We start from the raw sequence: 25,722 nt of genomic DNA, 5'->3' as shown, positions 1-25,722 counted from the left end.
CCGGCTCAACCTGTCAAACCTGACAGGCTCCCACAGGTTGACTGACATACAACCGGGAGAAACAGGTCGGTTATAAGGCCGCCTCGCGAGCAAGCTTTGCTCCCACAGGTCCTGCTCAAACAAGTCTGGTCGATGTACACCCGCAAGGGCCAGGCCGGCTGTCAGGCCGCCTTCGCGAGCAAGCCCGCTCCCACAGGTACCGTGTCTGACCTAGTTTTTTGCCAACCCAGAGGCAACGACCAACTCCTCCAACGCCAACAAATCCGGCACCTTCGCCACATGCTCGCCCACTTGCACCGCCGCCTGTTCCAGCCCGCACAGCGGTACGTCGACATAGCTCAGTTGGGTGTCGAGCTTGTAAGAGCGCGGAATACCTTGCACCAGCAGCGCAATAAACCGCAACTCCGGGCGCCCGCCCAGGGCATTGAGCACGACGATGCGTACGCGCTCGCCAATGACGGTTTTCTGGCCGCAGGCCGACTCGAAACTCAGCAACGGGATTTGCCGTTCGCGCCAGCTCACCCAACCCAGGAACCACGGTGGGGTATCCATATCGAACGCGCTGCTCTGGTAGTCGATCAGCTCGGCCACGGCCACGTTGGGCAAAATCAGGTGCCGGTCGGCCAGGGGTAGCAGCAGCCCGGTGATATGACTGGTGCGCGGGTGAAGGTCATGCATGGGTTTTGCTCCAGCGGGCGATGCTGTCGAGTAGCACTGATTCCTGGTACGGCTTGCCCAGGTAGTCGTTGACGCCGATGGCCATGGCGCGGTCGCGGTGTTTCTGGCCCGTTCGGGAGGTGATCATGATGATCGGCAGGTGCGCCAGGTTCGGATCCTCGCGTACTTGGGTCGCTACTTCAAAGCCGTCCATGCGCGGCATTTCGATGTCCAGCAGCATCAGGTCCGGGGAGTGTTCGGCCAGCAGTGCCATGGCGTCCACACCGTCTTTGGCGGTGAGCACGTGCATGCCATGGCGCTCCAGCAGGCGGCTGGTGACCTTGCGAACCGTCACCGAGTCGTCCACCACCAACACCAGCAGCGGCCGCTGAAGTTCACCCTCACTTTCAGCGGTGGGTCGACGCGCAGTCTGGTTGGGCATGGCACGGATCGGGGCCAGCAGGTCGAGAATCAACACCACCCGGCCGTCGCCCAGGATCGTCGCCCCGGACAGGCCCTGCACCGCCGCGAATCGTGGGCCGAGACTCTTGACCACGATCTCCCGGGTCCCGGCGGTAGCGTCCACCTGCACTGCAATATGCCGCTCGTTGCACTGCATCAGCAGCACCGGCAGCGGTTGGCTCTGGCCCAGCAGTTTGGGGCGGGCACATGTTTTCAGCAGCTCACCCAGGTAGCACAACTCATAACGCTGCCCGGCGTAGGTGTAGGCAGGCGGGTCGAGCTGGTAATAGCTGTCCAGTTCAGCGGGCAACACCCGGACGATGCTTTCGATGGTGTTCAGCGGGATCGCGTACTGGTCTTCGTGACATTGCACCATCAACGCCCGGTTGACCGCCACGGTAAACGGCAAGCGGATGCGAAAATGAACGCCCCGCCCCGCCGTAGACTCGATGAACATGGTTCCGCCCAGTTGCCGCACCTCTTCGTGGACCACGTCCATGCCGACGCCACGCCCGGAAATCTGGGTGATTTTTTCGGCGGTGGAAAAGCCCGGCTGCAAGATGAATTGCAGCACGTCGCGGTCGCTGATGTCACTGTCCGGTGCCAGCAGGCCACGCTTGATCGCCTTACTGCGCACCGCCTCCAGAGGCACTCCGGCACCGTCGTCGCGGATGTCGAAAATGATGTCGCCACCCTCCCGGGACAGATCGAGGCTGATACGCCCCCGCGCCGGTTTGCCGGCAGCGATGCGCACATCGGCCGGCTCCAGGCCGTGGTCGACGGCGTTGCGTAGCATGTGCTCAAGGGGCGCAGCCATGCGCTCCAGCACGCTACGGTCCATTTCGCCTTCAGCATTGCCAACCACGAACTCCACGTCCTTGCCCAGCTCTTGCGCCACTTGCCGAACGATACGCTTGAGCCGCGGCAACATGCGCTCGAACGGCACCATGCGCGTGCGCATCAAGCCTTCCTGGAGCTCGGTGTTGACGCGCCCCTGCTGTTGCAGCAGGTTTTCGGCGTCGTGATTGCTACGGTCGAGGGTCTCCTTGAGATCCAGCAGGTCCGAGGCCGATTCGAACAGCGCCCGGGACAATTGCTGCAACTGGGAATGCCGGTCCATCTCCAACGGGTCGAATTCTTCGTAGCCCAGGCGCTCGGCTTCGACCTGCTGGCGACTGAGGATCCGCCCCTGGGTTTCGGTATCAAGACGGCGCAACTGGTCGCGCATACGCTCGATGGTGGTTTCCATTTCGCCCAGGGCCACGCGCGCGTCGTTGACCTGCTGTTCGATACGACCACGGAAAATCGAGGTTTCCCCGGCCAGGTTCACCAGGTCGTCGAGCAGTTCGGCGGAGACCTTGACCATGTCCGCACCGTCGCTCGGGGCGCCAGCGTCAGGTCTCGCGGGTGCGGGCGACGGGGCCGCAGCCGGTTCCGGCGCGAGGACGGCCTTGGGCACCTCGCTGTCCTGCGGATGATTCACCGCCTGGATCTGCGCGATCAGCCGGTCAGCAAGCGGACACGGGTGGCCGGCGCGCACCGCATCGAGCATCTGGGCCAGCCGATCATGGCTGCTTTGCAGCAAGGCGAACAGCGCCGCAGTCGGCTGGAGCTGCCCCGCCGACAGGCCTTCATAAAGGTTTTCCAACTCATGGGCCAGGTCGCCGATGGGTACGATTTCCACCATCCGCGCGCCGCCCTTGAGGGTGTGCAAGTCGCGCAGCAGGGTTTCCAGGGCTTGGCGGTTCGACGGTTCGTCCTGCCAGCGCAGCAGCGCTGAGCCGGCGCTGTCGAGAATGTCGAAACCTTCTTCGAGGAAGATATCCAGCAGTTCCGGATCATGTCCGGCCCCCTCGCCCTGGATCGACCCGGCCGAATCGATTGGGTTCGGCTTGTCCTGTCGAAACCGGCGAATGGCGTCGATCAGCGCAACGGGATCGCCCAACGGCTGGCCCTGCTGCAACTGCCCGAGCAGCAGGTCGAGGCGTTCGTGACTGCTGCTGAGCAGTTGCTCCAGTTCCTCGCTGTGGCTGTAACGGCGGTCCACCAGCCCTTCGTAGAGGTTTTCCAGCTCTTGGGCCAGATCGCTCACCGGCCGAATATCGGCCATTCGTGCGCCGCCTTTGAGGGTGTGCAGGTCCCGTTGCAACGAGGACAGCGGCGCGGCGTTGTCCGGATCGCCCAGCCATCGTTGCAGGGCCTGGGCAGCGCTTTCGAGGATGTCCTGCGCCTCTTCGAGGAAGATCGAGGCAATGTCGTCGTCCACTGAGGTCTCAGCAGGGGCGTTGCGCTGCAGTTCCGCCGTCGCGTTACCCAGTTCGCGGATGCTCAGGGTACGGCTGCCGTCGCTGCGGATCAGTCCGGTGGCGGATGGGTCGAGGCTCTCCTGGAGCAAGCCGCGCAGGGCTTGCACCCGCTCGGGCTGTGAATGCACATGTTGCCCGGCGGCCAGTTCATCGAGCATGTCGATCAGGGCTTCATGGGCGCGCTGCGCTTCCTGGAAAAACACGTCGCTGACCGCCAGGCTGCTTTCTTCCACTGCGCCATAGAGATCAAGCAAGGCTTCGCAGAGTTCGTCCACCGGGTGCAAGTCGGCCAGGTGCGCCCCTTCGCCGAGGGTGGTCAGCTCGTCCAGCAGCGCACTGAGTTCCTGGCCTTCGCCGGGGTGCTGCTGCCAACGGCGCAACAGGTTTTCGGCGTCGAGCAGGATGTCCATGCCCTGGGCAAGGAAGTTGTTGATCAGTTGCGGATCGCGCTTGGTTCGCAAGCCTTTGTCCGGTGCGCTGAGGGCTGCTTGCAGGCGCTCGGCCAGCAACGTTTGGGTTTGCTGGATCAGCTCTTCGGCACCGGGAATCGGCGCCAGCGGATCGCTGTGCAACTGGCGCAGGCCCAGGCGCAACAGGCCCTCGGCCTCCAGCAGCAATTCAGTTTCATCAAGGTCGAGGGCGATCAGGTGCGCCTTGTATTCCCGGGCCAACTGGTCCATCGCGCCGGCCAGCTCGGCAATCGGCAACACACCGGCCATTGATGCGCTGCCCTTGAGGGTATGCAAGGCGCGCTGCAATTCGTCGCTGGCCTGCAAAGGCAAGTGTTCGGCGGCCTGGTCGAGAAAGCGATTGAGGCTGGCAAGGTGACCCTGGGCTTCGTTGTCGAATATCTTCAGCAACAACGGGTCGAGGGCGGCGACATCCTGTGCGTCTTCGTCGTCGCCACCCTTTGCCAGCGCATGGGCGCGGGCGGCCAGACGGTCGACATCGTCGCGCTGACGCTGGCGGTTGTCCGCGAATTCGGTCACCAGGGCCGGTAGCAACTGCACCGCGTCGTCAAGCAACTGCCGGACCGCAACACCTGGCTCGACGCTGCGTTCCAGCACCCGGTTGAGCAGGTTTTCCACGGCCCAGGCCAGCTCACCCAAGACCAGCGCCCGCACCATCCGGCCGCTGCCCTTGAGGGTATGGAAGGCCCGACGCAGTTCAGCCAGGGCGCCGTGGTCGTCCGGGTGAGCGGCCCAGCGCGGCAGGTATTCGCGCAAAACGTCGAGCACCTCGTCGGTTTCTTCCAGGAAGACCTCGCGCAGCTCGTCGTCCACCGGATGCTCGTCCAGCGGCGGTGGTAGCAGGCTACCCGGCGTGCTCCTGGCCGGCGGGTTGACCGCCGAGACCGGGCTGGCCAGCACTTGAGCCAAAGACTGCACGGTCTGCGGATCATCGAGCTCCTGCAAGTCCTGCATGACTTGGGCTTCGTTGGGGCTCAGCACATCGTCGAGCAACGGCACTCGGGCTTCGTCGGGAAAATAACCTAGGGTACCCAGGCTGCGCTCAACCAAGTCCAATAAGGGTTCGCCGGGCGTTTGCGGGTCTTCGTTCAAACGCTCCAGGTAGTACTCGAGGCCGCTGATCACATCGGCCAGGTGATCGAGCTCTTCCCAACCTGGCTGGGCGTGGTCCAACAGCAGATGTTCGCGGATGAAACCGTTGCACGCTTCCACCAGGCTGGCGGCCCGGCTCAGGGGGATCATCGCCAGCGCGCCGCGCACCTGGGTCAGCAGCGCCGGTAGCGCTTGCAGTTGTTCGCTGTTCCAGTCGGCGTCGATGTAGTCGACGATCATGTCCTTGGCCTGTTGCAGGCAGGTGTGGGCTTCCTTGATGACAATCTGGTGGATCTGGGTCAGGTCTGTGGTGGGCAGGTGGGTGTCTTCAGGGCTCTCGGGCTCGACGGTGCCGACCATGCCGGCGAGGGTGGCCTCGACGTAGAGCAAGGCCCCGGCGACATCCATGAGCGTCGCATCATCCGGCTCGCGATGACCCTGGGCGAGGCTCAGGACCACCGCCAATTGATCGATGATCACTTTTCGCGGCTGACCGAAGCCGAGCACCGCCAGGGTGTCGGCGATCTGTCGCAGGGGTGCCAGCAGGCTGTCCAGCTCCGAGGCGTGCTGGCGGTCACTGCGCACGAACAGGTCGAGCCGCTCCTTGACCCGCACCAGTTCTTCACAGAGTGCGGCGAGCACCGAGCGCATGGCATCACGGTCCGGTCCGGCCAGGCGTGCGCGTTCTTCGTCGACCATGACGCTGTCAGGCAGCGCGTCGTCCAGTGAGTAGCGTTCTTTCATGATCTGCATCTGCCCGCTGGGATGTTCGGCCTTGGCAATATAGAACAACAAACTTGTCAGCAACTGTGGCGGCGCCGGTTGATTGATGCCTTGCAGGCCCTGGTCCAACAGTCGCTTGAGTTCCTTGTCCGCTTCCTTGAACAGGCTGCGCAGCGCCGGGCTATTGGCGATACGCCCCTCGCGCATGCCTTCGACCAGCGCTGACGCCACCTGCCACAACGCATTGAGCGGTGCGGCGGCGCACAGCCCTTCCAGGCGGTGAAAGACCTTGGCCAGGTAGCCTAAATGGGTGGCGTCGTCCTGTTCGCGCAACAGGCCCACCAGGGCCACTTGCAGGGTCTGGCGCAGTTTGCGCAAAGTGTTTGGCAGGTCCGGCGGCTCGAGTCGCTTCAAGGCCCCGTCGCTGAGTGGCGCGATCTGCGGTAACTCTGGACTGAACAGGCTGGTCTCCGACAGCAGGCTCTCACCCCGGGCGCTGCGCAAATCATTGATCAATGGCAGCACCACCAACGGCAAGTCGCGGCGGGCGCCTTGTATGCGGTCCAGATAGATCGGCATTTGACCCAGGGCCTGGCTCAACAGGCTGATGGCTTCGTCGCGATGGGCGATGCGGTTGTCCTGCAGGGCGACACACAGCTGTTCCATCTCCTCGGCCAGCAGCGCCGCACCATAGAACTCGACCATCTGCAGGCCGCCATGCACCTGATGAATGCACGCCAGGCAATGCGCAAGGGCATCCGCCGCCTGCGGGTCGTCCACCAGGCGATTGAGCGCCAGATGGGCCTGCTTCAGCGTTTCGGCAATCTCGCCCTTGACCCACTCCAGGGCCACATAGTCGTGCCGATCACCCATAACCACTCCAATCAGGAGAACCTGACACCTCTGTGGGGCAGGGATTTCTCTGTGGGAGCAAAGCTTGCTCGCGATGCAGACGCCTCAGCTCCCGAAGTACCGCGTTATCTTCATCGCGGGCAAGCCTTGCTCCCACAGTCACACTTTTCCCTCATCAACAGCCGCCGCCGGCAAAGTAAAACCCGACACCGAACGACGCAGCTGACTGGCCATTTTCGCCAGGTTGCCGATGCTCTCGGCGGTGGCGGTGGAGCCGGACGAGGTCTGGCTTGTGATCTGCTGGATCACGTTCATCGTCAAGGAAATCTGCCCCGCCGAGGTGGTCTGTTGCTGCGCTGCGTTGGAAATGCTCTGGATCAGCGCCGCCAGGGTCTTGGATACGCCTTCGATCTCTTCCAGGGCTACCCCTGCATCCTGGGCCAGCCGGGCGCCGCGCACCACTTCGGTGGTGGTCTGTTCCATGGAAATCACTGCCTCGTTGGTGTCGGCCTGGATCGCCCGCACCAGGGTCTCGATCTGTCGGGTCGCCGCCGAAGAGCGCTCCGCCAGCCGCTGCACTTCATCGGCCACCACTGCGAACCCGCGCCCGGCATCACCGGCCATGGACGCCTGGATCGCGGCGTTGAGGGCCAGGATGTTGGTCTGGTCGGCAATGTCATCGATCAGGCTGACAATGTCGCCGATTTCCTGAGATGACTCACCCAGGCGTTTGATGCGCTTGGCCGTGTCCTGGATCTGCTCGCGAATGTTGTCCATGCCATGAATGGTGTTATGCACCACCTCGTTGCCCTTGTTGGCGATTTCCACGGAGCGCTCGGCCACCGCCGATGACTCGGCGGCATTGGCCGAGACCTGATCGATGGACTGAGCCATTTCATTAATTGAAGTCGAAGCTTCGGATATCTGCTGGGCCTGATGCTCGGAAGCCTGCGCCAGGTGCATGGCCGTCGCCTGGGTTTCCTGCACCGCGGCGGCGACCTGGCCGGCGGTGAGGTTGATGGTGGCCACAAGGTCACGCAGTTGGTCCACCGAATAATTGATGGAGTCGGCGATGGTGCCGGTGAAGTCTTCGGTAACCGAGGCGGTGACGGTCAGGTCGCCATCGGCCAGGTCCTCGATCTCGTCGAGCAGGCGCATGATCGCGTTCTGGTTACGCTCGTTCTTTTCTGCGGTTTCACGCAACTGACGGTTGGTCTCGCGGACCATCACCAGTCCGATCAGGATGATCGACATCAGCGCCAACAGGCCCAGCACATAACCGCCGATGGCGTTTGTGGAACGCCCCCCGGCCAGGTTTTCGAACGCGGTGGCCAGGTGCGAGGCTTCGTCCAGCAAGGTTTGCGAAAGGTTGAAGATGTTGCCTGCCGACTCGCGGACTTTGAACAGCTCCGGGGAGGTCTCAAGGATTTCGTCCACCGAGCCTGAGACGAATTCGAAGAGTTCGCTGATCTCACTCAGGCGGGCCCGGGCATCGCGGTCCTGTACCTGGGAGATCTTCAAGGCTGGATCACCTTGCGACATGCCATTGAGCACCTGACCAAAACGTGCGGCATCGCGGCCAAAGGTATCGGCGGCCTGGCTGGCATTTTCGTCCCCCGCCAGCACGGTGTTCACCGCGCCGAGAATCCGTTCGGCCAGCAACGACTGGCGCTGAGCCATGGCGACCTGCGCGGCAGGCGCGCCACGTTGCAGGAGGATTTCGACGACTTTTTCGTACTCGACCTGCAATTGCGGCACGGTTTCGGCGAGGGTCGCCGCCACCTGATGCAGCGACAGCACCGTCTGTTCGCTGGACAGGATGGCGTCCGTGTTCTTGAGCAGGCGTTCCCAGTCCAGCTGTACGGCACGCATCTGCGGGCGCAGGGCAGCAGGTGCCGGTGGCAGGCCGGTCACCGGGTCGCCCTGCTTCAGATAGCCCCAGCGCTGGGCGAAATCATTGCGTGCCTCGCTCAGCAACTTGAACGCTGCGGCCTTGCCGGCGGCAGCCTCGGTGGCATTCTTGGCAATGCGCTGAGACAGCACCCGCAACTCACCGGCATGACCGATGTACTGCTTGTCGTAGTTGGACTGGGTGTTGAGGTAAGCGAAGTTGGCGAACAGCAGCATGATGAAGACAATCAGCGCGACGAACAGCACGATGATCTGCGAACGACTGCGCGACGCTTCCAGAGGCTTGCCTGTATTTGCTTTGATCATCGGTTCTCGCCTGTACTGCCCAATCTATCCACAATTCCAAGCCCGACTGGATTCCCCGTAGGAGCTGCCGAAGGCTGCGATCTTTTGATCTTAGGGCTTTAATGTCAAAGCAAGCTGTCTGTTGGAAAGATCAAAAGATCGCAGCCTTCGGCAGCTCCTACCCTGAGTTGTGCAAGAACCTAAATTGCCACATCCATGAACCCCGGTGAGCGCGTCAGCGCAAACGGGCTGAACACCTGCCACAGCCGTTCGCCGCGAAACCGGCCCTTGACGAAGGCCGACTCCGGGCCGTCAAGGTCGTCCATCAGCGTCGGCTCCAGGCTGTCCTGGGCAAAATGCTGCAATCCGAGGACCTCATCCACCAGCAAACCGGTGAAAACCTCGTCGTGATCGACCACCAGCACCCGCCGCTGCTTGCGCACGCTCGACAGCTCATGGCCGAAGAAACCGCACACATCCATCAACGGCAACAGGCGCCCGCGCAGATTAGCCACGCCACGAACCCACGGCTTGACCCCGGGCAAATGTGTGTAGCGCGGCTCGTGCAGCACTTCGCTGACTTCGCCCATGGGCGCCACGTACCAGTGTTCGCCAAGGCGAAAACCGATACCGCTCCAGCTGTCGCCGTGGGTCGGTTGTGATGGCAGGTCCGCCCCCAGCAGCCGGCAACGCCGGTCGATCTGCAGGAGCAGTTCGAATGCGGTCAGGGATTGGCTCATGGCCGCGTCATCAACCCGCCAGCACGTTGTTCAGCGTCGCGATCAGGGTTTCTTCGTCCACCGGCTTGGTCAGGTAGTCCTTCGCCCCCTGGCGAGTGCCCCAGACCTTGTCGGTGTCCTGATCCTTGGTGGTGATGATGATCACCGGGATGTGGCCGGTGTCTGGGTCCTTGGTCAACTGGCGCGTGGCCTGGAAACCGTTGAGGCCAGGCATGACGATGTCCATCAGCACCGCGTCGGGTTTTTCCTGACGGGCCAGGGCCACGCCGTCGGCGCCGTTTTCGGCCTTCAGGACCTGGTGACCGTGCTTTTCCAGCATGCCGGTCAGTTTGTACATTTCGGTCGGCGAATCATCGACGATCAGAATTCGTGCCATGGTGTTCCCCATTTTTCGTTGACCCCCAGGCCCGATGGCCGAGCGTCATTAATGTGCCTGGTGCGGCTGGACTGCGGCAAAGCCCGGAACAAGGGCCTGTATCGCGCCCAGCAATTCTTCCTTGCTGAAAGGCTTGGTCAAAAACTGATCGGAGCCGACGATGCGCCCCTTGGCCTTGTCGAACAAACCGTCCCGGGACGACAGCATGATCACCGGCGTGGCCTTGAAAACGCTATTGTTCTTGATCAGGGCGCAGGTCTGGTACCCGTCCAGGCGCGGCATCATGATGTCGACAAAGATAATGCCCGGATGATGGTCGGCAATCTTGGCCAGGGCATCGAAGCCGTCGACAGCCGTGATGACCTCGCAACCGACGTTGCGCAACAAGGTCTCGGCGGTACGACGGATGGTCTTCGAGTCGTCGATGACCATGACCTTCAAGGCGCTGGGTTGCTGCTGCGTAAGGTGCTCTGCCATTGCCACTGCGAACCGGTTTTTAACGCGTAAGTGTGAACGACAGCGCAAACCCTTGATGTTCAAGGCCCGCACGTCACATGCCAGCCTTTTTAGCACAGTCTCCATCGCCGATCTATCGGCTGCTCGGTACAGTGGTTTTTCCTTGACCGCCAATCTTCCGGGCGCCACTCTGACGCCACTTTTTCATGCCATTTTGTGCCCATCCAATTTTCGAGGAACCAAGCCATGAGCGTACGCGTCGGCATTGTCATGGACCCTATCGCCAGCATTTCCTATAAAAAGGATAGCTCGCTGGCCATGCTGCTGGCCGCTCAAAAGCGCGGCTGGGAGCTGTTCTACATGGAACAGCGCGACCTCTACCAGGCCGAAGGCCAGGCGCGGGCGCGGATGAAGCCGCTGAAAGTCTTCGCCAACCCCGAAAAATGGTTTGAGCTGGGCACCGAAAGCGATGCACTGCTGAGCGACCTGGATGTGATCCTGATGCGCAAGGATCCGCCGTTCGACATGGAGTTCGTGTATTCCACCTACCTGCTTGAGCAGGCCGAAAGCGCCGGCGTGCTGGTGGTCAACAAACCCCAGAGCCTGCGCGACTGCAACGAAAAGCTGTTCGCCACGCTGTTCCCGCAATGCACGCCACCCACCATCGTCAGCCGTCGCCCGGACGTGCTTCGTGAGTTCGCCGACCATCACGGCGACGTGATCCTCAAGCCCCTGGACGGCATGGGCGGCTCCTCGATTTTCCGTCACACCGCCGGCCACCCCAACCTGTCGGTGATCCTGGAAACGCTGACCTTGCACGGCCGGCAGCAGATCATGATCCAGGGTTACCTGCCGGCCATCGTCGATGGCGACAAGCGCATCCTGATGATCGACGGCGAACCGGTGGACTATTGCCTGGCGCGCATTCCCGCGGCCGGCGAAACCCGTGGCAACCTGGCGGCCGGCGGGCGTGGCGAGGCGCGTCCGTTGACTGAAAAGGACCGCTGGATCGCGGCCCAGGTCGGCCCGACCCTGCGGGAAAAAGGCCTGCTGTTCGTGGGCCTGGACGTGATCGGCGAGCACCTGACGGAAATCAACGTCACCAGCCCGACCTGCATCCGCGAGATCGACAACGCCTTCGGCACCGACATCGGCGCGATGCTGATGGATGCCATCGAGAAGCAGCTGCAAGCGGCAAGCCACAAGCGGCAAGTTTGATGCAGCTTGCAGCCTGACTTGGAGCTTGAAACTTGAAGCTTGAAGCTAAGAAGATGCCGTCCGATCTGCCCCAAGAGCTCGCCCATCGCGGCGTGCGCCCGGCTGATCGTCTCGGTTTTACCCTGTTCCTGGCGGCATTGATCCACTTGGCACTGCTGTTGGGCGTCGGGTTTGCCACGGTAGACCCCAAACAGATCAGCCAGACCCTGGAAATCACCCTGGCTACCTTCAAAAGCGAAACCAAGCCACAGAAAGCGGACTTCCTCGCCCAGGAAAACCAGCAAGGCAGTGGCACCCTGGAAAAAAAGGCGACGCCCAAGACCACCCAGATCGCCCCGTTCCAGGACAATAAGGTACAGAAGGTCACACCGCCGCCAGCGGCCAAGCCCGAGGTCCGGGAGACGGCGCCCAAGGCCGCCGTGACCACAGTGGCGCCGAAGCCGAAAAAAGCCCCGGTCAAGGAAGAGGTCAGGCCCGACCCCAAACCCAAGGCCCCGCTGCCCACCTTCGACAGCGCCCAACTGTCCAGCGACATCGCCAGCCTGGAAGCCGAGCTGGCCCAGGAGCAGCAGCTATATGCCAAGCGCCCGCGTATTCACCGCCTGAGCGCCGCCTCGACCATGCGCGACAAGGGCGCCTGGTACAAAGATGAGTGGCGCAAGAAAGTCGAGCGCATCGGCAACCTCAACTACCCCGACGAAGCCAGGCGCAAGCAGATCTATGGCAACCTGCGTCTCCTGGTCTCGATCAACCGCGACGGCTCGTTGTATGAAGTGCTGGTGCTGGAGTCCTCCGGCCAGCCATTGCTGGATCAGGCCGCCCAGCGGATCGTGCGCCTGGCCGCGCCGTTCGCGCCGTTTACCGGGGACCTGTCGGACATCGATCGCCTGGAAATCATCCGCACCTGGAAGTTCGCCCGGGGCGATCGTCTCTCCAGCAACTGAGCCGCATTAATGGTGGACATGGAGCCTGAACCTGCCGCAAATCCCTTGTGGGAGCGGGCTGTGTGGGAGCAAGGCTTGCCCGCGATGAAAACGCCGCGGTCTCTTGAGGACCGCAGCGCCTGGATCGCGAGCAAGCTTTGCTCCCACACAGCCCACTCCCACATTTGATCGGTGTCGCCTTCCAGATCGAGGCATTTGCTGCACATCTCCAGCTTGTCAGTTCGCCCCTGCGCCGCCACACTAGCGCCTATGAAAAACGTCAGCCCCACCTACCTCAAGCATCACTTCCTGATTGCCATGCCGCACATGGCCGATCCGAACTTTGCCCATACCTTGACCTACATCGTCGAGCACACGGCCAATGGGGCCATGGGGCTGGTGATCAATCGCCCGCAGGAATTGAACCTGGCGGACATTCTTGAGCAGTTGCGCCCGGATGTAGAACCGCCACTCTTGTGCCAGCACGTTCCGATATTCATCGGCGGCCCGGTGCAGACCGACCGGGGCTTCGTGCTCCATCCGACAGGGCCGTCCTACCAGGCCACCGTGGACCTGGATGGCGTATCGCTGTCCACCTCCCAGGACGTGCTGTTCGCCATCGCCGACGGCGTAGGCCCGGAAAAAAGCCTGATCGCCCTCGGCTATGCCGGTTGGGAAGCCGGGCAACTGGAAGCCGAGCTGGCCGATAACGCCTGGCTGACCTGCCCGTTTGACGCCGACATCCTGTTCAACACCAGCAGCGAACTGCGCCTGGAAGCGGCGGCCAGTCGGTTGGGGGTCAACCTCAGCCTGCTCACCAGCCAGGCAGGACACGCCTGATGGCCCTGCGCCTGCTGTTGGGCTTCGATTACGGCACCAAACAGATCGGCGTAGCAGTCGGCCAGGTGATTACCGGCCAGGCCCGCGAGTTGTGCACGTTGAAGGCGCAGAACGGCGTTCCGGACTGGAACCAGGTCGAAGCACTGATCAAGGAATGGAAACCCGACGCCGTGGTGGTCGGCCTGCCGCTGAACATGGACGGCACGCCCAGCGACATGTGCGTTCGTGCGGAGAAGTTCGCCCGCAGGCTCAACGGCCGCTACAACCTGCCCTTCTATACCCACGACGAGCGCCTGACCACGTTCGAGGCCAAGGGCGAACGCCTGGTACGTGGCGGGCAGAAAGGCAGTTACCGCGACAACCCGGTGGACGCCATCGCGGCCGCCCTGCTGCTGCAAGGCTGGCTCGACGCCAACGCCGCCCTGTTCGAAACCTGATTTTTTGAAAGCGCCGCCAGGGCGCTTTCTTTTAGCGATAAACCGGGCCGCTGACCACCGGCCCGGAACCTGAAGGAGCCAGCATGAGCCTGCCCAATCCCACCGAACTGATCAGCCAGATGGCGATTCGTCTCACGGCGCACCTGGAACAACGCGGCATCAGCGAACCGCGCTACATCGGCATTCGCACTGGCGGCATCTGGGTCGCCCAGGCCTTGCTCGAAGAACTGGGCAGCGATGCGCCGCTGGGTACCCTGGATGTGTCGTTCTACCGCGACGACTTCAGCCAGAACGGCCTGCACCCGCAAGTACGCCCCTCGGCCCTGCCGTTCGAGATTGAAGGCCAGCATCTGGTGCTGATCGACGATGTGCTGATGAGCGGCCGGACCATCCGCGCCGCCATGAATGAACTGTTCGATTATGGCCGCCCAGCCAGCGTGACCCTGGTGTGCCTGCTGGACCTGGACGCCGCCGAGCTGCCGATCCGCCCGAACGTGGTCGGCGCGACGCTGACGCTGGCCGCTCACGAGCGAGTCAAGCTGTCCGGTCCCGCTCCGCTGCAACTCGAACTGCAAGACCTTGCCCTTTAACTGCCCTTGTAAGAGTCCATTGCGATGACGCCTCTCGAAACCAAGCGAGCGCTACAGCTCAACGATCAGGGCCAGCTGCGGCACTTCCTGTCCCTCGACGGCCTGCGCCGCGAGCTGCTGACGGAAATCCTCGACACCGCCGACTCGTTCCTCGAAGTCGGGGCCCGGGCGGTGAAGAAAGTCCCGTTGTTGCGCGGCAAGACCGTGTGCAACGTGTTCTTCGAAAACTCCACCCGCACCCGCACCACCTTCGAGCTGGCGGCCCAGCGGCTGTCGGCGGACGTGATCACCCTCAACGTGTCCACGTCCTCGGCGAGCAAGGGCGAAACCTTGCTCGACACCCTGCGCAACCTCGAGGCCATGGCCGCCGACATGTTCGTCGTGCGTCACGGTGATTCCGGCGCCGCGCATTTCATTGCCGAACACGTGTGCCCGCAGGTGGCGATCATCAACGGCGGCGACGGCCGTCACGCCCACCCGACCCAGGGTATGCTGGACATGCTGACCATCCGTCGGCACAAGGGCAGCTTCGAAAACCTGTCGGTGGCTATTGTCGGCGATATCCTGCACTCACGGGTGGCCCGTTCGAACATGCTCGCCCTCAAGACCCTCGGCTGCCCGGACATCCGCGTGATCGCGCCGAAAACCCTGCTGCCCATTGGCGTCGAGCAATACGGCGTGAAGGTCTACACCGACATGACCGAAGGTCTCAAGGACGTGGACGTGGTGATCATGCTGCGCCTGCAGCGCGAACGCATGACCGGCGGCCTGCTACCCAGCGAAGGCGAGTTCTACCGCCTGTTCGGCCTGACTACCGCGCGCCTGGCCGGGGCCAAGCCGGACGCCATCGTCATGCACCCGGGGCCGATCAACCGCGGGGTGGAGATTGAGTCGGCAGTGGCCGACGGACCACATTCGGTGATCCTCAACCAGGTGACCTACGGCATCGCCATCCGCATGGCCGTACTGTCCATGGCCATGAGCGGGCAAACGGCCCAGCGCCAATTCGACCAGGAGAACGCCCAGTGAAGCTCAGCATTCTCGGCGCACGTGTGATCGATCCGGCCAGCGGCCTGGATCATGTGACTGATATTCATATCGATGCCTGCAAAATTGTCGCCCTTGGCGCCGCTCCGGCCGGTTTTACCGCCGTTGACACTCTAGACGCCCAAGGCCTGGTGGCCGCTCCGGGGTTGGTGGACCTGAACGTCGCCCTGCGCGAACCCGGTTACAGCCGCAAGGGCAGTATCGTCAGCGAAACCCGGGCCGCCGCCGCCGGTGGTGTGACCAGTTTGTGCTGCCCGCCGCAGACCAAGCCGGTACTGGATACTTCGGCCGTGGCCGAACTGATCCTCGATCGCGCCCGCGAGGCCGGCAACACCAAGGTCTTCCCTATCGGCGCGCTGAGCAAAGGCCTCGATGGCGAACAACTGGCTGAACTCATTGCACTGCGCGACGCCGGTTGCGTGGCGTTCGGCAACGGCCTGAACAGTTTCCGCAACACCCGCACCCTGTGTCGTGCCCTGGAGTACGCAGCGACCTTCGGCCTGACGGTGATCTTCAACTCCCAGGATCATGATCTGGCTGAAGGTGGGCTGGCCAACGAAGGCCCAACCGCCAGTTTCCTCGGCCTGCCGGGCATTCCGGAAACCGCCGAAACCGTGGCCCTGGCCCGGGACCTGCTGCTGGTGGAGCAAAGCGGCGTGCGCGCGCACTTCAGCCAGTTGACCAGCGCCCGCGGCGCCGCGCTGATCGCCCAGGCCCAGGCTCGCGGCCTGCCCGTGACCGCCGATGTGGCGCTGTACCAACTGATCCTGACCGACGAAGCGCTGATCGACTTCAACAGCGTCTATCACGTCCAGCCGCCGTTGCGCACCCGCGCTGACCGCGATGGCTTGCGCGAGGCCGTGAAGTCCGGCGTGATCTCGGCCATCTCCAGCCATCACCAACCCCACGAGCGCGATGCCAAGCTGGCACCATTCGGCGCTACGGAACCGGGCATCAGCAGCGTCGAACTGTTGCTGCCGCTGGCCATGACGCTGGTGGAAGACGGATTACTGGACCTGCCGACCTTGCTCGCACGCCTGAGCGCCGGGCCGGCCGAAGCGCTGCAATTACCGGTGGGTAAACTGGCGGTGGGTGCGGCGGCGGACCTGGTGCTGTTCGACCCGGCGGCGTCCACCGTGGCGGGTGAAGCCTGGCGCTCCAAGGGTGACAACTGCCCGTTCCTTGGCCACAGTTTGCCGGGGGTGGTGCGTTATACCTTGATGGATGGGCGGATCACTCACCAGGCCTGACACCGCATCGCCCTTATCGCGAGCAGGCTCGCTCCCACAGGGATCTTCGGTGAACACATAACCTGTGAACACCTCGATCCAGTGTGGGAGCGAGCCTGCTCGCGATGCAGGCGACTCGGTCTTAGTGAAAAGCCCCGCGCTTCTGCGCATTGCGAATCGAGACCTGATCGTTCAGCGTCCAGAAGTCATACAGCACCCCCAGGAAAAACACCCCGCCGGTCAGCAGGTAAAGGATGCCGGTGAGCCATTTGCCCTGGTACATGCGGTGCACACCCAGCACACCGAGAAACGTCAGCAGAATCCACGCCACGCTGTACTCGAGGGGACCCGGGGTGAAGCGCAGATCAGCCTCCCGATCCATGGCCGGAATCAGGAACAGGTCGATCAACCAACCGATGCCCAACAGGCCAAAGGTGAAAAACCAGATCGTGCCGGTGACCGGCTTGCCGTAATAGAAGCGGTGGGCGCCGGTAAAGCCGAAAATCCACAAGAGATAGCCAATCACTTTGCTGTGGGTATCGCGTAAAGCGTCCTGCTGATAGCTGTTCATGAATCGCCTCTTTTGCCTCGATAGATAAATTTGTTCGGATTATTTGTGACTTTTTTATGGATCGCCGACAAGCGGTCTCTCGCGCCTGGAACCCGGTAACCCCCCGTGCTGTCTGGGTTCTGTCAGACAATCAGCTCAATATGTCGCAATTATGCGGGTTTCACCTAGGGTTGCGATTCGACAAACGGCCTCGGAACAGTAAAAAAAGCTGTTATAAAGTTGCGCGCTTACCTTCAAGAGCCCTGCCTAATGCGTCCATTTTTCAAGACATGGCTAACCATTTGCCTATTATTGCCCTTGGCCGCCCACGCCACCAATCGTGAGCAACGTCTTCCCAACGTCAACGGCTACACCCCTAAATCCCATGTTTCTGCTCCTTCGAGCAAGAACAAGCGAAACGCCCAGCGTTTGAGCAGCGTCAATAGCAAGCTGGTTCCGGTCATGACCGCCAAGACGAGCAGCAACGTCTTGAGCCGTGCCGTGAACGTACTGGGAACACCTTACCGTTGGGGCGGCAGCAGCCCAAGCAAAGGTTTCGATTGCAGCGGCCTGGTGAAATACGCCTTCAACGATGCCACCTTCGACCTTCCGCGCACGTCCAACGCGATGGCCAGCGGTCACGGTCAGAAGGTCGATCGCAAGGACCTCAGGCCCGGCGACCTGATTTTCTTCAAGCTCAAGAGCCGCCGTGTCAACCACGTGGCCATCTACCTGGGCAACGACCGCTTCATCCATGCCCCGCGTCGTGGCAAGTCGGTGACCATTGATACGTTGAACAAGCCGTACTGGAACAGCCACTACGTCCTTGCCAAGCGGATTCTGCCCAAAGAGCCGAAAGGGATGCAGGTGGTTCAGCGCTGATCCGAAGAGCTCACATGGCCCCTGTGGCGAGGGAGCTTGCTCCCGCTGGGTGGCGCAGCCGCCCCAAACAGACCAATGATCTCTGTAGGCCCAATCCTTTTGGGTCCGCTTCGCGGCCCAGCGGGAGCAAGCTCCCTCGCCACAGAGGGCTGCACCGCCTCTTGTTCCTGCTCAGAAATTATCCGGCGTTCGCGCCCGCTCCCGCGCATGCTCGCGGCTGATCAGCCCCTTGTTCAGCAGATCCTTCAAACACATATCCAATGTCTGCATCCCCAGCGACCCGCCGGTCTGGATCGCCGAGTACATCTGCGCCACTTTGTCCTCGCGGATCAGGTTACGGATCGCCGATGTACCCAGCATGATTTCATGAGCCGCGACCCGGCCGCCGCCAATCTTCTTGACCAGCGTCTGTGAAATCACCGCCTGCAAGGATTCGGACAACATCGAACGAACCATGGATTTCTCATCCCCCGGGAACACGTCCACTACCCGGTCGATGGTCTTGGCCGCCGAGGTGGTGTGCAAGGTGCCAAACACCAGGTGACCGGTTTCGGCGGCGGTCAGGGCCAGGCGGATGGTCTCCAGGTCACGCATCTCCCCCACCAGAATCACGTCCGGGTCTTCGCGCAAGGCCGAGCGCAGGGCCGTGGAGAAGCTTTGGGTGTCACGGTGCACTTCGCGCTGGTTGATCAGGCATTTGCGCGGTTCGTGGACAAACTCGATGGGGTCTTCGATGGTGAGGATGTGATGGTGTTTGTGGGTGTTGAGGTAGTCGATCATCGCCGCCAGGGTGGTGGATTTGCCGGAGCCGGTCGGCCCGGTCACCAGCACCAGCCCGCGAGGCGCCTCGGTCACTTTGCGAAACACATCGCTCATGCCCAGGTCTTCCATGGTCAGGACTTTTGACGGAATGGTCCGAAACACCGCCCCTGCGCCGCGATTCTGGTTGAACGCATTGACCCGGAACCGTGCAACACCCGGCACGTCGAAAGAAAAGTCGGTTTCCAGAAACTTCTCGTAATCTACCCGCTGCCGGTCGTTCATGATGTCGTAGATCAGCTCATGGACCTGCTTGTGGTCCAGCGCCGGCAGGTTGATCCGCCTCACATCGCCATCGACACGGATCATTGGCGGCAGCCCGGCGGACAAGTGCAGGTCCGATGCGCCCTGCTTGGCGCTGAATGCCAGTAACTCAGTGATATCCATAGCGCTCCTCAATTCCAGTAGAATGCCGCGAACCTCACCGCTGGCGCTTCTTTATGTCCACGATAGCAGACAACATTGCCCAGGTTAGATCGCGTATCCGCGCAGCCGAACAAGCCGCCCACCGCGACGAACACAGCGTGCAACTGCTGGCGGTGAGCAAGACCAAGCCCGCCCAGGCCCTGCGCGAAGCCCATGCCGCCGGCCTGCGGGACTTTGGCGAGAACTATCTGCAGGAGGCGCTGGGCAAACAGGCCGAACTGACCGACCTGCCCTTGATCTGGCACTTCATCGGCCCCATTCAATCGAACAAGACGCGCGCTATCGCCGAACACTTCGACTGGGTGCATTCCGTGGATCGTTTGAAAATTGCACAACGCCTGTCCGAGCAGCGCCCGGCCGACCTGCCGCCGCTGAACATCTGCATCCAGGTCAACGTCAGCGGCGAAGACAGCAAATCCGGCTGTACGGCGGCGGACCTGCCCGCTCTGGCCAGCGCCATCAGCGCGTTGCCACGCCTGCAACTGCGCGGGTTGATGGCGATTCCCGAGCCGACCGAAGAGCGTGCCGCCCAGGATGCCGCCTTCGCAGCGGTCCAACGCTTGCAAGCCGACCTGAAGCTACCGCTGGACACCCTTTCCATGGGCATGAGCCATGACCTGGAATCCGCCATTGCCCAGGGCGCCACCTGGGTGCGAATCGGTACAGCCCTGTTTGGTGCTCGCGACTATAGCCGTAGCTAGTCGCAAGCCATGCTGACTCAACTCTCTAATCAAGGACCTGTCATGAGCAACACACGCATTGCCTTCATTGGCGCCGGCAACATGGCCGCCAGTCTGATCGGCGGTCTGCGGGCCAAAGGTCTGGACGCTGCGCAGATTCGCGCCAGCGATCCGGGGGCCGAGACTCGCGCCCGGGTGAGCACAGCGCACGGCATCGAAACGTTCGCCGACAACGCCCAGGCCATCGAGGGCGCGGACGTCGTCGTGCTGGCGGTCAAGCCACAAGCGATGAAAACCGTTTGCGAGGCCCTTCGCCCAAGCCTGAAACCCCATCAAATGGTGGTGTCGATCGCTGCCGGTATCACCTGCGCCAGCATGAACAACTGGCTCGGTGCCCAGCCGATCGTGCGCTGCATGCCCAACACCCCGGCGCTGCTGCGCCAGGGCGTCAGTGGGCTGTTCGCGACCGCACAAGTGACCGCCGAACAGCGCCAGCAGGCCGAAGAGCTGCTATCGGCCGTAGGCCTGGCGCTGTGGCTGGAAACCGAACAACAACTGGATGCAGTGACGGCGGTGTCCGGCTCGGGCCCGGCATACTTTTTCCTGCTGATCGAAGCCATGACCGCCGCCGGTGAAAAACTCGGCCTGCCGCGCGAAACCGCCGCCAAGCTGACGTTGCAGACCGCCCTGGGCGCCGCCCACATGGCAGTGTCCAGCGATGTCGATGCGGCCGAACTGCGGCGCCGGGTGACTTCGCCAGCCGGCACCACTGAAGCAGCCATCAAATCGTTCCAGGCCGGGGGCTTCGAAGCCCTGGTGGAAAAAGCACTCGGCGCCGCCGCGCACCGCTCGGCCGAAATGGCCGAACAACTGGGCCAATAAGGAGCCATTCATGATCGGATTGAACACTGCAGCGGTCTACGTGCTGCAAACCCTCGGCAGCCTGTACCTGCTGATCGTGCTGCTGCGCTTTGTGCTGCAACTGGTGCGCGCCAACTTCTACAACCCGCTGTGCCAGTTCATCGTCAAGGCCACCCAGCCCTTGCTCAAGCCGCTGCGCCGGATCATTCCGAGCGTGTTCGGCCTGGACATGTCGTCGCTGGTCCTGGCGATCATCGTGCAACTGGCGCTGATGGCCCTGACCCTGCTGCTGACCTACGGCACTACCGGTAACCCGCTGCAACTGTTGATCTGGTCGATCATTGGCGTGACCGCGCTGTTCCTGAAGATTTTCTTCTTCGCCCTGATCATCAGTGTGATCCTGTCCTGGGTCGCTCCCGGCAGCCACAACCCGGGCGCCGAACTGGTGAACCAGATCTGCGAGCCGGCGCTGGCACCGTTCCGCCGCATCGTGCCGAACCTCGGCGGCCTGGATATCTCGCCGATCCTGGCGTTCCTGGTGCTCAAGCTGATCGACATGCTGGTGATCAACAACCTGGCGGCGATGACCATGATGCCGCAAATTCTGCGTCTGCTGATCTGACCCTGTAGGAGCTGCCGAAGGCTGCGATCTTTTGATCTTTCGCTTGCGACTCAATTGTCTGGGGAAAGATCGCAGCCTCGTTGCACTCGACAGCTCCTACAGGACCGCATCGTCCTCATCGCGGGCAAGCCTTGCTCCCACAGGGTTTGCACCCGCCGAATAATCAGCTCCGGCCTTTGCTTGCCGCTTGCCACAGCGGTCTTTAGACTTACGCCTCATTTCAACGAGAGCAGGGTCGATGCCAGCTGCCTTTCCCCCCGATTCCGTTGGTCTGGTGACGCCGCAAATGGCGCATTTCAGCGAGCCCCTGGCCCTGGCCTGCGGTCGTTCGTTGCCAGCCTATGACCTGATTTTCGAAACCTACGGCACCCTCAACGCCACGGCGAGCAATGCCGTGCTGATTTGCCACGCCTTGTCGGGGCATCACCACGCCGCCGGCTACCACAGCATCGACGACCGCAAGCCTGGCTGGTGGGACAGCTGCATCGGCCCGGGCAAACCCATCGATACCAACAAGTTCTTCGTGGTCAGCCTGAACAACCTCGGCGGCTGCAACGGCTCCACCGGCCCCAGCAGCGTCAATCCGGACACTGGCAAGCCCTTCGGCGCCGACTTTCCGGTGCTGACCGTGGAAGACTGGGTCCACAGTCAGGCACGCCTGGCGGATCGCCTCGGTATCGGCCAGTGGGCCGCGGTGATTGGCGGCAGCCTGGGCGGCATGCAAGCCCTGCAATGGACCATCACTTACCCGGACCGCGTGCGCCACTGCCTGGCAATCGCTTCGGCCCCCAAGCTGTCGGCGCAGAACATCGCCTTCAACGAAGTGGCGCGCCAGGCGATCCTCACCGATCCGGAATTCCACGGCGGTTCGTTCCAGGAACACGGCGTGATCCCCAAGCGCGGGCTAATGCTGGCGCGGATGGTCGGGCATATCACCTACCTGTCCGACGATTCCATGGGCGAGAAATTCGGCCGGGGTCTCAAGAGCGAAAAGCTCAACTACGACTTCCACAGCGTCGAATTCCAGGTGGAAAGCTACCTGCGCTACCAGGGCGAGGAGTTCTCCGGACGCTTCGATGCCAACACCTACCTGTTGATGACTAAAGCCCTGGACTACTTCGATCCGGCGGCAAACTTCGACAATGACTTGGCGAAAACCTTTGCAGGCGCCACCGCCAGGTTCTGCGTGATGTCATTCACCACCGACTGGCGCTTTTCCCCGGCCCGCTCGCGGGAACTGGTGGACGCGCTGATGGCCGCCCGCAAGGACGTCTGCTATCTGGAAATCGACGCGCCCCAGGGTCACGACGCCTTTTTGATCCCGATCCCGCGCTACCTGCAGGCGTTCGGCAACTACATGAATCGTATAACGCTGTGAGGACGCCATGAGAGCCGATCTGGACATCATCCAGGAATGGATCCCCGCCGGCAGCCGCGTGCTCGACCTGGGCTGCGGCAACGGCGAACTGCTGACCTGGCTGCGCGACCACAAGCAAGTCACCGGCTACGGCCTGGAAAACGACGCGGACAACATCGCCGAGTGCGTGGCCAAGGGCATCAACGTCATCGAGCAGAACCTGGACAAGGGCCTGGGCAACTTCGCCAGCAACAGCTTCGACGTCGTGGTCATGACCCAGGCGCTACAAGCGGTGCACTACCCGGACAAGATCCTCGACGAAATGCTGCGGGTCGGGCGCCAGTGCATCATCACCTTCCCCAACTTCGGCCACTGGCGCTGCCGTTGGTACCTGGCGAGCAAGGGACGCATGCCAGTGTCGGAGTTCCTGCCCTACACCTGGTACAACACGCCGAACATCCACTTCTGCACTTTCGAGGATTTCGAGGCGCTGTGCCGCGAACGCCAGGCCAAGGTCATCGATCGCCTGGCGGTGGACCAGCAGCACCGCCACGGGTGGGCCAGCAAGCTATGGCCTAATCTGTTAGGTGAAATAGGCATCTATCGGGTTAGCAGCCCAGGCCTTGCCGATCATCAGGTCGCGGTGTGAACCCCGACCTTACCAGGAGCACGACATGAAACGTCTAGCGTTGTTTCTCATCACCGCCTGCCTGAGCGCCGGGGCCATGGCTGCGGATGTTATCAAGAGCGATCGAAAGGAAGTGTTCGGCGACATCACCGTGCACTACAACACCTTCAACTCCACCTTCCTGACGCCGGACATCGCCAAGGCTGCCGAGCTGATCCGCAGCAAGGGCCAAGGCGTGATCAACGTCTCGGTAATCAAGGATGGCAAGCCATTGATGGCCCAGGTCAGTGGCACGGTGAAAGACCTGACCAGCAAGACAGTTCCCCTCACCTTCCGCCAGATCACCGAACAGGGCGCGATCTATTACATCGCCCAGTATCCAGTGGACCAACAGGAAACCCGCACCTTTGAAATCAAGGTGCAGACCGGCGACAAAATCAACACCATCAACTTCAACCAGGAACTGTTCCCCGGCGAATGATGAATTTCACCCAACTCGTACTGGCCAGCCACAACGCCGGCAAACTCAAGGAACTCCAGGCCATGCTCGGCGGGTCGGTGCAACTGCGCTCGATTGGCGAGTTCAGCCAGGTAGAGCCTGAAGAAACCGGCCTGTCGTTCGTCGAGAACGCCATTCTCAAGGCCCGCAATGCCGCACGCATTAGCGGCCTGCCGGCACTGGCCGATGATTCCGGGCTGGCGGTGGATTTTCTCGGCGGTGCGCCGGGCATCTATTCCGCCCGCTACGCAGATGGCAAAGGCGACGCAGCGAACAACGCCAAGCTGCTCGACGCCCTCAAGGACGTGCCCGAAGCTGAGCGCGGCGCGCAGTTCGTGTGTGTGCTGGCCCTGGTGCGCCATGCCGACGATCCGCTGCCGATCCTCTGCGAAGGCTTGTGGCCCGGGCGCATTCTCACCGAAGCCAGTGGCGAGCACGGTTTTGGCTACGACCCGTTATTTTGGGTGCCGGAGCGCAATTGCTCCAGCGCCGAGCTGGGCCCGGTGGAAAAGAACCAGCTGAGCCACCGCGCGCGCGCCATGGCCCTGCTGCGCCAGCGCCTGGGCCTGCAATGATCGATGAGTCCGCCGCACCTCTTATCCATGGCGGTGCGCAAACGCCTCGGGCGCCGCTGCCAGTGCTGCCGCCCCTGGCGTTGTACATCCACATTCCGTGGTGTGTACGCAAATGCCCGTATTGCGATTTCAACTCCCATACCGCCAGCCCGCAGTTGCCGGAAGAGGAGTACGTCGACGCCTTGCTGGCCGATCTCGACCAGGACTTGCAGGCGGTGTATGGCCGGGAACTGAGCTCGATCTTTTTCGGCGGCGGCACTCCAAGCCTGTTCAGCGCCCAAGCCCTGGGTCGGCTGCTCAAAGGAGTCGAGGCGCGAATCCCCTTCGCCCATGACATTGAAATCACCCTGGAAGCCAACCCAGGGACCTTCGAACAAGAGAAATTCGTCGCTTACCGGGCATTGGGCATCAATCGCCTGTCCATTGGCATCCAGAGTTTCCAGGAAGCCAAGCTCAAGGCTTTGGGCCGGATTCACAACGGTGACGAGGCTGTGCGCGCCGCTGGCATGGCCCGTCAGGCCGGGTTCGACAACTTCAACCTGGACCTGATGCATGGACTGCCCGATCAGTCCCTGGACGACGCCTTGAACGACTTGCACCAGGCCATTGCGTTAAAGCCCACGCACCTGTCCTGGTATCAGTTGACCCTGGAGCCCAACACGGTGTTCTGGAACCAGCCGCCGACCTTGCCGGAAGACGACACGCTGTGGGACATCCAGGAAGCCGGGCAAGCGTTGCTGGCCGAGCATGGCTACGCCCAATACGAAGTCTCGGCCTATGCTCAACCCGGCCGGCCGGCGCGGCATAACCTCAATTACTGGAGTTTTGGCGACTTCATCGGCATCGGCGCGGGCGCCCACGGCAAGCTCAGCCATCCGGACGGGCGCATTGTGCGCACCTGGAAAACCCGACTGCCCAAGGACTACCTCAACCCAGCCAAACGCTTCCTGGCCGGCGAGAAAACCCTGAGCAATGAAGAACTGCCCTTCGAGTTCCTGATGAACGCGCTGCGCCTGACCGAAGGCGTGGACGCGCGGCTTTACCCGGAGCGCACCGGTCTGTCCTTGCAAAGTCTGGCCGAAGGCCGGCGCGAGGCCGAACAAAGCGGGTTGTTGCAGGTCGAACCGGCACGTCTGGCAGCCACCGAGCGCGGACAGTTGTTTCTCAATGACTTGTTGCAGAAATTTTTGAGCTAATCACACAAGGAAA

At 62.2% G+C, this 25,722-nt stretch carries 24 protein-coding genes; 16 read left to right on the top strand and 8 right to left on the bottom strand.

Going from position 1 to position 25,722, the window contains the following annotated elements; translation table 11 throughout:
* Positions 1–210 precede the first annotated feature (210 nt).
* From MA884_RS08380 to MA884_RS08355, 6 genes are all read right to left on the bottom strand, one after another.
* Positions 211–678 (bottom strand): chemotaxis protein CheW, encoded by a 468-nt coding sequence (locus MA884_RS08380; protein ID WP_256229997.1) that lies wholly within the window; start codon positions 676–678, stop codon positions 211–213.
* Positions 671–6,583, bottom strand: coding sequence for an Hpt domain-containing protein (locus MA884_RS08375; RefSeq protein WP_256229996.1), 5,913 nt, complete (start codon positions 6,581–6,583; stop codon positions 671–673). The genes MA884_RS08380 and MA884_RS08375 overlap by 8 nt, the downstream gene beginning before the upstream one ends.
* A gap of 138 nt (positions 6,584–6,721) precedes the next feature.
* A complete protein-coding gene (locus MA884_RS08370; RefSeq protein ID WP_256229994.1) occupies positions 6,722–8,779 on the bottom strand; it encodes a methyl-accepting chemotaxis protein in 2,058 nt (685 codons plus the stop codon).
* Between the two features lie 179 nt (positions 8,780–8,958).
* On the bottom strand, positions 8,959–9,498 hold the full coding sequence (locus tag MA884_RS08365; protein ID WP_256229992.1) for a chemotaxis protein CheW: 540 nt from the start codon (positions 9,496–9,498) through the stop codon (positions 8,959–8,961).
* A gap of 10 nt (positions 9,499–9,508) precedes the next feature.
* A complete protein-coding gene (pilH, locus tag MA884_RS08360) occupies positions 9,509–9,874 on the bottom strand; it encodes a twitching motility response regulator PilH (RefSeq protein ID WP_256229991.1) in 366 nt (121 codons plus the stop codon).
* A 48-nt stretch (positions 9,875–9,922) separates the two neighbouring features.
* Positions 9,923–10,351 carry a PleD family two-component system response regulator gene (locus tag MA884_RS08355; protein WP_256229990.1) on the bottom strand — a complete coding sequence of 143 codons (429 nt, stop codon included), beginning with the start codon at positions 10,349–10,351 and terminating at the stop codon, positions 9,923–9,925.
* A gap of 225 nt (positions 10,352–10,576) precedes the next feature.
* Here MA884_RS08355 and gshB point away from each other — a divergent pair, with 225 nt between their 5' ends.
* The 7 genes from gshB to MA884_RS08320 all read left to right on the top strand — a co-directional run bounded on the left by gshB (position 10,577) and on the right by MA884_RS08320 (position 16,635).
* Positions 10,577–11,548, top strand: coding sequence for a glutathione synthase (gene gshB / locus MA884_RS08350; RefSeq protein ID WP_256229989.1), 972 nt, complete (start codon positions 10,577–10,579; stop codon positions 11,546–11,548).
* Positions 11,549–11,601: 53 nt separating this feature from the next.
* Positions 11,602–12,492 carry an energy transducer TonB gene (locus MA884_RS08345; RefSeq protein ID WP_256230022.1) on the top strand — a complete coding sequence of 297 codons (891 nt, stop codon included), beginning with the start codon at positions 11,602–11,604 and terminating at the stop codon, positions 12,490–12,492.
* A 249-nt stretch (positions 12,493–12,741) separates the two neighbouring features.
* Complete coding sequence (locus MA884_RS08340; protein ID WP_047226000.1) at positions 12,742–13,311, top strand: YqgE/AlgH family protein; 570 nt, start codon at positions 12,742–12,744, stop codon at positions 13,309–13,311.
* Positions 13,311–13,748 (top strand): Holliday junction resolvase RuvX, encoded by a 438-nt coding sequence (ruvX, locus tag MA884_RS08335; RefSeq protein WP_092395470.1) that lies wholly within the window; start codon positions 13,311–13,313, stop codon positions 13,746–13,748. The genes MA884_RS08340 and ruvX overlap by 1 nt, the downstream gene beginning before the upstream one ends.
* Before the next feature lie 83 nt (positions 13,749–13,831).
* Complete coding sequence (gene pyrR, locus MA884_RS08330) at positions 13,832–14,338, top strand: bifunctional pyr operon transcriptional regulator/uracil phosphoribosyltransferase PyrR (RefSeq protein ID WP_256229988.1); 507 nt, start codon at positions 13,832–13,834, stop codon at positions 14,336–14,338.
* Between the two features lie 24 nt (positions 14,339–14,362).
* Positions 14,363–15,367, top strand: coding sequence for an aspartate carbamoyltransferase catalytic subunit (locus tag MA884_RS08325; protein ID WP_047226003.1), 1,005 nt, complete (start codon positions 14,363–14,365; stop codon positions 15,365–15,367).
* Complete coding sequence (locus MA884_RS08320; protein WP_256229987.1) at positions 15,364–16,635, top strand: dihydroorotase; 1,272 nt, start codon at positions 15,364–15,366, stop codon at positions 16,633–16,635. The genes MA884_RS08325 and MA884_RS08320 overlap by 4 nt, the downstream gene beginning before the upstream one ends.
* 121 nt (positions 16,636–16,756) lie before the next feature.
* Here MA884_RS08320 and MA884_RS08315 read toward each other — a convergent pair whose 3' ends face one another.
* Positions 16,757–17,185 (bottom strand): TM2 domain-containing protein, encoded by a 429-nt coding sequence (locus MA884_RS08315; RefSeq protein WP_047226005.1) that lies wholly within the window; start codon positions 17,183–17,185, stop codon positions 16,757–16,759.
* A 249-nt stretch (positions 17,186–17,434) separates the two neighbouring features.
* On the opposite strand from MA884_RS08315, the gene MA884_RS08310 reads away from it, so the two are divergent.
* Positions 17,435–18,046 (top strand): C40 family peptidase, encoded by a 612-nt coding sequence (locus MA884_RS08310; protein WP_256229986.1) that lies wholly within the window; start codon positions 17,435–17,437, stop codon positions 18,044–18,046.
* Between the two features lie 171 nt (positions 18,047–18,217).
* On the opposite strand, the gene MA884_RS08305 is transcribed toward MA884_RS08310, so the two are convergent.
* A complete protein-coding gene (locus MA884_RS08305; protein ID WP_256229985.1) occupies positions 18,218–19,252 on the bottom strand; it encodes a type IV pilus twitching motility protein PilT in 1,035 nt (344 codons plus the stop codon).
* A gap of 53 nt (positions 19,253–19,305) precedes the next feature.
* On the opposite strand from MA884_RS08305, the gene MA884_RS08300 reads away from it, so the two are divergent.
* The 8 genes from MA884_RS08300 to hemW all read left to right on the top strand — a co-directional run bounded on the left by MA884_RS08300 (position 19,306) and on the right by hemW (position 25,709).
* On the top strand, positions 19,306–19,992 hold the full coding sequence (locus tag MA884_RS08300) for a YggS family pyridoxal phosphate-dependent enzyme (protein WP_256229984.1): 687 nt from the start codon (positions 19,306–19,308) through the stop codon (positions 19,990–19,992).
* A gap of 42 nt (positions 19,993–20,034) precedes the next feature.
* Positions 20,035–20,853: a pyrroline-5-carboxylate reductase gene (gene proC, locus MA884_RS08295; protein WP_256229983.1), complete on the top strand. Its 819-nt coding sequence runs from the start codon at positions 20,035–20,037 to the stop codon at positions 20,851–20,853.
* A 10-nt stretch (positions 20,854–20,863) separates the two neighbouring features.
* Positions 20,864–21,454, top strand: a complete 591-nt coding sequence (locus MA884_RS08290; protein ID WP_256229982.1) for a YggT family protein — start codon at positions 20,864–20,866, stop codon at positions 21,452–21,454.
* A 238-nt stretch (positions 21,455–21,692) separates the two neighbouring features.
* Positions 21,693–22,832 (top strand): homoserine O-acetyltransferase, encoded by a 1,140-nt coding sequence (locus tag MA884_RS08285; RefSeq protein ID WP_256229981.1) that lies wholly within the window; start codon positions 21,693–21,695, stop codon positions 22,830–22,832.
* Positions 22,833–22,839: 7 nt separating this feature from the next.
* Positions 22,840–23,460 (top strand): methionine biosynthesis protein MetW, encoded by a 621-nt coding sequence (gene metW / locus MA884_RS08280; RefSeq protein WP_256229980.1) that lies wholly within the window; start codon positions 22,840–22,842, stop codon positions 23,458–23,460.
* 25 nt (positions 23,461–23,485) lie between these two features.
* The gene (locus MA884_RS08275; protein ID WP_256229979.1) at positions 23,486–23,920 is read left to right on the top strand and encodes a DUF4426 domain-containing protein; all 435 of its coding nucleotides are present in this window, start codon (positions 23,486–23,488) and stop codon (positions 23,918–23,920) included.
* On the top strand, positions 23,917–24,513 hold the full coding sequence (gene rdgB / locus MA884_RS08270; RefSeq protein ID WP_256229978.1) for an RdgB/HAM1 family non-canonical purine NTP pyrophosphatase: 597 nt from the start codon (positions 23,917–23,919) through the stop codon (positions 24,511–24,513). Before MA884_RS08275 ends, rdgB begins: the two co-directional genes overlap by 4 nt.
* Positions 24,510–25,709 carry a radical SAM family heme chaperone HemW gene (gene hemW / locus MA884_RS08265; RefSeq protein WP_256229977.1) on the top strand — a complete coding sequence of 400 codons (1,200 nt, stop codon included), beginning with the start codon at positions 24,510–24,512 and terminating at the stop codon, positions 25,707–25,709. Before rdgB ends, hemW begins: the two co-directional genes overlap by 4 nt.
* Positions 25,710–25,722 lie beyond the last annotated feature (13 nt).

Source organism: Pseudomonas sp. Q11 (genome assembly GCF_024494355.1).
Taxonomy (GTDB): Bacteria; Pseudomonadota; Gammaproteobacteria; order Pseudomonadales; family Pseudomonadaceae; genus Aquipseudomonas; species Aquipseudomonas hefeiensis.
This window is presented reverse-complemented; position numbering and strand designations above follow the sequence as displayed.

What these genes read in the sequence shown, in the direction of transcription:
- MA884_RS08355 (WP_256229990.1), bottom strand. Translation starts at nt 10,351, where the DNA reads ATGGCAGAGCACCTTACGCAGCAGCAACCCAGCGCCTTGAAGGTCATG.
- MA884_RS08380 (WP_256229997.1), bottom strand. Translation starts at nt 678, where the DNA reads ATGCATGACCTTCACCCGCGCACCAGTCATATCACCGGGCTGCTGCTA.
- MA884_RS08340 (WP_047226000.1), top strand. Translation starts at nt 12,742, where the DNA reads ATGAAAAACGTCAGCCCCACCTACCTCAAGCATCACTTCCTGATTGCC.
- MA884_RS08305 (WP_256229985.1), bottom strand. Translation starts at nt 19,252, where the DNA reads ATGGATATCACTGAGTTACTGGCATTCAGCGCCAAGCAGGGCGCATCG.
- proC (WP_256229983.1), top strand. Translation starts at nt 20,035, where the DNA reads ATGAGCAACACACGCATTGCCTTCATTGGCGCCGGCAACATGGCCGCC.
- MA884_RS08310 (WP_256229986.1), top strand. Translation starts at nt 17,435, where the DNA reads ATGCGTCCATTTTTCAAGACATGGCTAACCATTTGCCTATTATTGCCC.
- MA884_RS08345 (WP_256230022.1), top strand. Translation starts at nt 11,602, where the DNA reads ATGCCGTCCGATCTGCCCCAAGAGCTCGCCCATCGCGGCGTGCGCCCG.
- metW (WP_256229980.1), top strand. Translation starts at nt 22,840, where the DNA reads ATGAGAGCCGATCTGGACATCATCCAGGAATGGATCCCCGCCGGCAGC.
- pilH (WP_256229991.1), bottom strand. Translation starts at nt 9,874, where the DNA reads ATGGCACGAATTCTGATCGTCGATGATTCGCCGACCGAAATGTACAAA.
- hemW (WP_256229977.1), top strand. Translation starts at nt 24,510, where the DNA reads ATGATCGATGAGTCCGCCGCACCTCTTATCCATGGCGGTGCGCAAACG.
- ruvX (WP_092395470.1), top strand. Translation starts at nt 13,311, where the DNA reads ATGGCCCTGCGCCTGCTGTTGGGCTTCGATTACGGCACCAAACAGATC.
- rdgB (WP_256229978.1), top strand. Translation starts at nt 23,917, where the DNA reads ATGATGAATTTCACCCAACTCGTACTGGCCAGCCACAACGCCGGCAAA.
- MA884_RS08370 (WP_256229994.1), bottom strand. Translation starts at nt 8,779, where the DNA reads ATGATCAAAGCAAATACAGGCAAGCCTCTGGAAGCGTCGCGCAGTCGT.
- MA884_RS08375 (WP_256229996.1), bottom strand. Translation starts at nt 6,583, where the DNA reads ATGGGTGATCGGCACGACTATGTGGCCCTGGAGTGGGTCAAGGGCGAG.
- MA884_RS08300 (WP_256229984.1), top strand. Translation starts at nt 19,306, where the DNA reads ATGTCCACGATAGCAGACAACATTGCCCAGGTTAGATCGCGTATCCGC.
- MA884_RS08290 (WP_256229982.1), top strand. Translation starts at nt 20,864, where the DNA reads ATGATCGGATTGAACACTGCAGCGGTCTACGTGCTGCAAACCCTCGGC.
- MA884_RS08365 (WP_256229992.1), bottom strand. Translation starts at nt 9,498, where the DNA reads ATGAGCCAATCCCTGACCGCATTCGAACTGCTCCTGCAGATCGACCGG.
- MA884_RS08285 (WP_256229981.1), top strand. Translation starts at nt 21,693, where the DNA reads ATGCCAGCTGCCTTTCCCCCCGATTCCGTTGGTCTGGTGACGCCGCAA.
- MA884_RS08325 (WP_047226003.1), top strand. Translation starts at nt 14,363, where the DNA reads ATGACGCCTCTCGAAACCAAGCGAGCGCTACAGCTCAACGATCAGGGC.
- pyrR (WP_256229988.1), top strand. Translation starts at nt 13,832, where the DNA reads ATGAGCCTGCCCAATCCCACCGAACTGATCAGCCAGATGGCGATTCGT.
- MA884_RS08315 (WP_047226005.1), bottom strand. Translation starts at nt 17,185, where the DNA reads ATGAACAGCTATCAGCAGGACGCTTTACGCGATACCCACAGCAAAGTG.
- MA884_RS08275 (WP_256229979.1), top strand. Translation starts at nt 23,486, where the DNA reads ATGAAACGTCTAGCGTTGTTTCTCATCACCGCCTGCCTGAGCGCCGGG.
- gshB (WP_256229989.1), top strand. Translation starts at nt 10,577, where the DNA reads ATGAGCGTACGCGTCGGCATTGTCATGGACCCTATCGCCAGCATTTCC.